The sequence below is a fragment of the Escherichia sp. MOD1-EC7003 genome, from assembly GCF_002965065.1.
GTDB lineage: Bacteria > Pseudomonadota > Gammaproteobacteria > Enterobacterales > Enterobacteriaceae > Escherichia.
In genome coordinates, this window is the sequence record NZ_PTRE01000272.1 from 1 (window position 1) to 5,426 (window position 5,426).

General features: G+C 40.4%; 9 protein-coding genes and 3 pseudogenes. 3 read left to right on the forward strand and 9 right to left on the reverse strand.

Annotated features, from left to right (window positions below):
* Positions 1 to 62: 62 nt before the first annotated feature.
* Positions 63 to 503, forward strand: a pseudogene (locus tag A7090_RS25230) (transposase); the annotation flags it as partial.
* Positions 504 to 685: 182 nt separating this feature from the next.
* On the opposite strand, the pseudogene A7090_RS25235 reads toward A7090_RS25230, so the two are convergent.
* The 9 genes and pseudogenes from A7090_RS25235 to A7090_RS25275 all read right to left on the reverse strand — a co-directional run.
* Positions 686 to 871 (reverse strand): annotated as a pseudogene (locus A7090_RS25235) (hypothetical protein); the annotation flags it as partial.
* Positions 872 to 883: 12 nt separating this feature from the next.
* Positions 884 to 1,081, reverse strand: a complete 198-nt coding sequence (locus A7090_RS26080; protein WP_001675595.1) for a hypothetical protein — start codon at positions 1,079 to 1,081, stop codon at positions 884 to 886.
* A 21-nt stretch (positions 1,082 to 1,102) separates the two neighbouring features.
* Complete coding sequence (locus A7090_RS25245) at positions 1,103 to 1,282, reverse strand: hypothetical protein (RefSeq protein ID WP_000439078.1); 180 nt, start codon at positions 1,280 to 1,282, stop codon at positions 1,103 to 1,105.
* A gap of 42 nt (positions 1,283 to 1,324) precedes the next feature.
* The gene (locus A7090_RS25250) at positions 1,325 to 1,654 is read right to left on the reverse strand and encodes a hypothetical protein (protein ID WP_024216086.1); all 330 of its coding nucleotides are present in this window, start codon (positions 1,652 to 1,654) and stop codon (positions 1,325 to 1,327) included.
* Between the two features lie 92 nt (positions 1,655 to 1,746).
* Positions 1,747 to 1,962: a hypothetical protein gene (locus A7090_RS25255; RefSeq protein WP_001180116.1), complete on the reverse strand. Its 216-nt coding sequence runs from the start codon at positions 1,960 to 1,962 to the stop codon at positions 1,747 to 1,749.
* The gene (locus A7090_RS25260; protein ID WP_000356546.1) at positions 1,952 to 2,197 is read right to left on the reverse strand and encodes a hypothetical protein; all 246 of its coding nucleotides are present in this window, start codon (positions 2,195 to 2,197) and stop codon (positions 1,952 to 1,954) included. Before A7090_RS25260 ends, A7090_RS25255 begins: the two co-directional genes overlap by 11 nt.
* 44 nt (positions 2,198 to 2,241) lie before the next feature.
* The gene (locus A7090_RS25265; protein ID WP_001181907.1) at positions 2,242 to 2,565 is read right to left on the reverse strand and encodes a hypothetical protein; all 324 of its coding nucleotides are present in this window, start codon (positions 2,563 to 2,565) and stop codon (positions 2,242 to 2,244) included.
* A 145-nt stretch (positions 2,566 to 2,710) separates the two neighbouring features.
* A complete protein-coding gene (locus A7090_RS25270; RefSeq protein WP_000220560.1) occupies positions 2,711 to 2,992 on the reverse strand; it encodes a type II toxin-antitoxin system RelE family toxin in 282 nt (93 codons plus the stop codon).
* Positions 2,982 to 3,233, reverse strand: a complete 252-nt coding sequence (locus A7090_RS25275) for a type II toxin-antitoxin system Phd/YefM family antitoxin (protein WP_000121743.1) — start codon at positions 3,231 to 3,233, stop codon at positions 2,982 to 2,984. The genes A7090_RS25270 and A7090_RS25275 overlap by 11 nt, the downstream gene beginning before the upstream one ends.
* A gap of 1,124 nt (positions 3,234 to 4,357) precedes the next feature.
* On the opposite strand from A7090_RS25275, the gene A7090_RS25290 reads away from it, so the two are divergent.
* Together A7090_RS25290 and A7090_RS26085 are read left to right on the forward strand one after the other, a co-directional pair.
* Complete coding sequence (locus A7090_RS25290; protein ID WP_001050931.1) at positions 4,358 to 5,194, forward strand: replication initiation protein; 837 nt, start codon at positions 4,358 to 4,360, stop codon at positions 5,192 to 5,194.
* Positions 5,195 to 5,233: 39 nt separating this feature from the next.
* A pseudogene (locus A7090_RS26085) lies at positions 5,234 to 5,426 on the forward strand (hypothetical protein); the annotation flags it as partial.

The window sequence follows — 5,426 nt, forward strand, 5'->3', positions numbered from 1 at the left end:
TAATGACCAATAGCGGACATTAAAAATGGCGAAAAACGGCCAATAATCTTGGCGTTGACAACTTCGGCTCTTACCTGAAAAAACCGCCGGTGCCGATGAGCCGTCTGGAGCACTATGCTGGTCAGGATGAAATTGGTCTGCGTTACAACAGTCACCGGACAAAACGGGAAGAATACTTGGTGATGAGTGGTGATGAGTTTATGGAAAGGTTCTCCTGGCATGTGGCGGATAAGGGGTTCCGTATGGTGAGGAACTACGGTTTCCTGAGTCCGGTGAAGCGCCGGTTACTGGAAGATGTTGTGTACGTCATAACGGAGACGGTGAGAAAGACGGCGATGCAAATCAGGTGGAGAGGGATGTATCAGCGGTTACTGAAGGTTGACCCGCTGAAGTGCATCCTGTGCGGAGGTCAGATGCGTTTTACGGGGCTGAAGCGGGGCTACCGTCTGACAGAGCTGGTCCTGATGCATGAGCCACTGGCGCAACAGCGGGTGTGCGGCTGAGAGCCGCATCGGAGAAGTTGCGTCCATTTTCAGGGGAATGGGGTAAAAAACCATCAGTGATATGCAGTATCAATCGATAAGATCCATTTAATTGACGGCGGTGCACTCATGGCACGCAGGCAGTGTTGAATAAACATCCGTTTTTGGGTGTTTTTTTAATCTTTTTGGGATTTAAATTCCTATCGATCAAGGTTAGCTTTGCTTGGTTTTTTGCCACGATTACCACTTAATATCCGCCAGACTCGTATTCCTGCTTTATTAGTCCAGTGCAGAACAATTTCTCCTTTGCTGTTAAAAGCAAGAGAAAAGCGTACAGCGCCTTGCCGCAATTCTCCACTGACAAAGGACACAAAATCATGTTTTGTCATAAAGCCTCCGGTTTATTTATCTGTTCTCTTTTGTGTCTTTTTTTCCAGTGCTTTTCTGAGTAATGCCATATACTCAGGAAAGACATGGAATGGCATCAAAGGGAAAACCGGACGCCCACCCTTTTCAACGTCATTTATTGCTGATAATATGCGTTCCGACATTTTATTCCTCGCAATAGAATCAGGTGTCACGGTATCAGGTTGCCCCACAACCTGATACCATCTTTATCTTTACTTTATTAACTTCTCAATTGCTTCTTTTTTTGCTTTCTCCTGTTCTGATGGTGGGTATGCAAGGTCATACCAGTTATCAATACAATGAATAACTCTTTCTTTAGATAATCCACATTGCTCAAACCAAAATTTTATATTTCGGTTTAATGATGCTTTTGCGCTAAACTCTCTTTCCATTTTCAGACCTTTACTAAAAGGGGGAATATCCCCCCTGATTAATTAGTAGTAAGAAGAAAATCGATGTTTTTCTTCCGGTAGAGTTTTATACGCAGTTTCAAAAACTTCGATTTTGATTGCCAGCTCATCACCAAAATCTTTTATCTGACGCTTAAAACATTCACCAGTAAAATCATTTAAAACGGGAGTTTTAAAGCCGACCATTGAATCGGTATATTCTGAATTGGCGCGAATCTCGCGAACGGTGACGGTTTTTTTACCGTGAACAGAAAGAACCTGGTAGAAGGTTACATTGGTTTGCTCATAGCCCCATGATGATACAAAGATATCACCAACAGAGACAGTATCATTTTTAAAAGTTAATACTTTCATTTTTAGCTCCCGCCCAGCTTGGGCTCTGGATGAAAGAGAACCTGTTTCCCTTTCCTGGGTTTTATTATACCTGCATTTGCAGGTATGGCAAGTTATTTTTTTACCAGCCTGTAAGACGGATGCATATTTGCTAATAACAATAAATACTGATATTCACCAATAGATAAAGAACGACTGGCCTTACCTGCACTTTCTTTCATCTGCCAGGAATTCAGTTGATAACCAAAAATATCAGCAGCTTCTTTAAGAGTAAGACCTGCCGCAACCCGCGCATTCTTTACTTCTTCAGGTGTAGGTTTATTCTGCATTTTCATCCCCTTTTGTCAGACAATCACACAAAACCCCATTATCCAGAAGCATCAATGATGCCAGGTTGAGTTTTTCGTCCATTATCAATTTTCTTACTGTTTTCCTGCTTTTAGTTTTATCAATCGTCTTAACATATTTTAAGACGTGAAAAACCGTATCCCCATCTTCATCCATCGTTCTGATTACATAGGAGTAATTACCTCTGTTTTTCTTAATTATCTTATCTTTATCCATATTATTCCTCATAACTAAAAAAGGGGCTTAATGCCCCTTTTTATCTATAACACGGTATGTAACCCTGTTTCCTGTGTAAATAAACGCGCTAACTGATCACAATAGATATTATCGAATCTTGAAATATCTTTAACTTCAACACCACGTACACGAGAAAATTTCACCTGGTACGTATCAGTAAAATCCAGTTTAATTTTTACTAAGTTGATGCCTTTCATTGCAAAATTTGACGGCAAACGGAAAGTTAACCCACACTCACCGTTTTCATCAAAGTAAGAAAAACTTTTAGCACCAGTCATAACAATAAAACGATTACCACCAAGTTGACGTAAAATCTCTGTGGCTACAGATTTAGCGTAGTTTTGCATTTTTAACCTCCCGCCCACTTTGGGCTCTGGATGAAAGAGAACCTGTTTCCCTTTCTTGTGTTTTATTATACCTGCATTTGCAGGTATTGCAAATTTTTAATGCTCTCGCTCTGACTGTAAACAGTCAATCATTTGATGATTAATCTTAGCGCAAATCTGCGATCTGATAGACTTCGCTGCTTTCCCTTCTTCCAACGGCAATAACGAGTAAAACGACTTTCTCATCAATGACTTGGTATACAAGTCTGTAGCCAGATGCACGAAGTTTGATTTTATAGCGATCAGCATGACCATGTAACCGGGCTGCGGGTACGCGTGGATTTTCCAGCCGTTCTGCCAGTTTCTTTTTGAATTGTTCACGGATGGTGTGGCCGAGTTTCTGCCATTCCTTCAGTGCTCTACGGTCAAAAGCCAGTTCATAGGTCATCCAGGTTAACCTTCACAATTTCCGGGTTTTTCATGCGCTCATCAGCAACAGCGTTTAACTCAGCATCTTCAGCGAGTTCCCGATAGTAGGCGTAAAGTTTTGGTGGAACGCAATAGAACGCCGGTTCGTTTCGGTTCAGGATCGCAACAGCGTCCCCTTCACCTTCAGCTACGGTTCCCATAGGATTTTTTTTCAGGTCAGTAATACTGGCCGCTGTGGTTGTCAGAATTTGATAGCTCATAAGCCCTCCGCTTGTCTCATTGGCATAATAGCATCTTTAAAAGCACTCTTAAAAGTGCTTATGTTGAGAAAAACATCAGAACAGGTGAGATATGGCTCTTTCCGACATCGCCTTAAAACGCTCTGTAACGCGTTCTGAGCGTTTTTTCCCGTTTCGTTGTAGTCAGCTACGGTTTAACGGTTTTTAACGCCGCTCAACGCTTTTTAGCGGCCTTGTTGCTGTGATCTGTTGCCATGATCCGGATAGGAGTTCAATCTTGATCAAAATTTCCTCAAGGCAACGACTGTTTTGTAAATACCCTCTAAAACGCGCTGTATCGCATTCTGAGCGATTTTTTCGATTTCGCATGGTTTCACCATGGTTGTATCGAACGAAGCGGCAGAAAACGATTCAGGGCTTCTCAGTGAAAGATCCAAAAAGGATCAATCAACGGATCGTATGAGCTGAACTCTTCTGGTTTTGAGAAAGGAGACACCGCTCGCCGCAGCCGAACGACCGAGTGTAGCGAGTTAGTGAGCGAGGAAGCGGAATAGCACAGGGATTACATTAGGCACTTACGCACAGTGGTCAAAATATGAGCATATTGTTTTTATGTGTGGTTGTCTTGGTTCAGAGTGATCTGTCCTCCGGGTTTACGCAAAGTTATCCACAGGCGCTGTGAATTTTTTGTTTTGAGCAGAGTTATCCACAGATTTTTTGTGTTTTTTTGCTTATTAAACTTCTTGTTTTTAAGATCTTAAATGTAGATCGGTAGATCTACTTTAAGATCTTTAACTTATTATGCAAACATTGTGCCAGCTTTTTTATCAATAATTTCATTAAGATAGGTGTTGTTTTTTGTCACCTCAAAATGAAAGGTGGATGGGTACGCATTTTTCTGTTTTTATTCAGATATTCGTATCTTTGTATCTTCATTTCTTTAGTTCTTTATAGTGCTCTAATTTAACGTATGACGTTAAAAGGTGGATACCTGCGCATTTCTATCATATTGAATATAAATGATAAAAATTCTTTCATGTGATCCGTGTTTTGGTGGAAATACATAAGGTGGATAAACCACTTTACATATTTCCGCCTTTGTGGTTATGATTTCACCATCAGAACTTAAAAACCACAGGTAATGTATGAACTTACTGAGCGTTACAAAGAAAACAAAAATTCGCCACAGAAATGAAATTAACAGCACATTCTCATCGTTGCCTTTGTCTGCCAGAAGAATTTTGTTTATGGCTATGGCGCAGATTGATTCACGTGAAGAGTTATCTGAGGGGGCAACCTTTCGTATTACGGCTCGGGAATATGCATTTATCGCTGATATTGATGTAACAGGTGCTTACCGGCAGTTGAAAGAGGGGGCAGAAGAACTTCAGGCCAGTGTTATTCGCATTCCTCGAAATCAACTTCTCACACCTCAGGGCAATCAAAGCTCTGGACATACGAAGAAGAGAGGTAAATTACCTTCTGATGCAGTCAGGCTTATGAACCTGACTGCGTTTTGTGATTATGTTGAAAGTGAAGGATATATTGATATTGCTTTTTCACATGTCATTGAGCCATATATCACGATGTTAAAGGATTCTTACACTACTCAGGTTTTGATATCGTCTGTAAGACTCGCTGATCAAAATTCAAATATGCTTTATCAGTTTATCAGGAAACAATACAGCAGTGGTAAAAAGACATTTTTCGACATTGAAGTAGATGTATTAAAGGATGAACTTGAATTATTCAGAATAGATAATGGCGAAAAAGTTTACCTTTATCAGAATTTTAAGGATTTTAATAAGGTTTTTCTGCAAAAAAATATTGAAAAAATAAATCAATATACAGAGATTAATCATCTCGAAGTTAAAATCGTTGAGAGAGTCGCAAGAAGAGCATCAAAGCTAAGGTTTTCTTATAAAATAGATAAAGAAAGTGAGGGCTTAGATATCAGAATACCATACGGTTTCAGAGGATAATTGCATAAACTTCGTTTTGAGATCGAAATGAGGTAGCTCATGGCTAAAATCTATCAATTCCCTCAGGGGGAAGAACGTGCTAAATTCAGGAAAGAAATTGCCAGGGAGCGTAAAAAACGTTTTGCAGTGAAAACAGGGAGCACTTTTGTTAAGTGGCTTGGCTGGGGATTGAACCGCCCCGGTTTTCCTGGAGAGTATTTTACCTGTGAACTCAGGCTGCCAGCTCATCATT

Excerpts from the sequence above, each read along its gene's own strand:
- A7090_RS25250 (WP_024216086.1), bottom strand. The coding sequence starts at position 1,654 with ATGAAAGTATTAACTTTTAAAAATGATACTGTCTCTGTTGGTGATATC.
- A7090_RS25270 (WP_000220560.1), bottom strand. The coding sequence starts at position 2,992 with ATGACCTATGAACTGGCTTTTGACCGTAGAGCACTGAAGGAATGGCAG.
- A7090_RS25265 (WP_001181907.1), bottom strand. The coding sequence starts at position 2,565 with ATGCAAAACTACGCTAAATCTGTAGCCACAGAGATTTTACGTCAACTT.
- A7090_RS25255 (WP_001180116.1), bottom strand. The coding sequence starts at position 1,962 with ATGCAGAATAAACCTACACCTGAAGAAGTAAAGAATGCGCGGGTTGCG.
- A7090_RS25275 (WP_000121743.1), bottom strand. The coding sequence starts at position 3,233 with ATGAGCTATCAAATTCTGACAACCACAGCGGCCAGTATTACTGACCTG.
- A7090_RS25260 (WP_000356546.1), bottom strand. The coding sequence starts at position 2,197 with ATGGATAAAGATAAGATAATTAAGAAAAACAGAGGTAATTACTCCTAT.
- A7090_RS25245 (WP_000439078.1), bottom strand. The coding sequence starts at position 1,282 with ATGGAAAGAGAGTTTAGCGCAAAAGCATCATTAAACCGAAATATAAAA.
- A7090_RS25290 (WP_001050931.1), top strand. The coding sequence starts at position 4,358 with ATGAACTTACTGAGCGTTACAAAGAAAACAAAAATTCGCCACAGAAAT.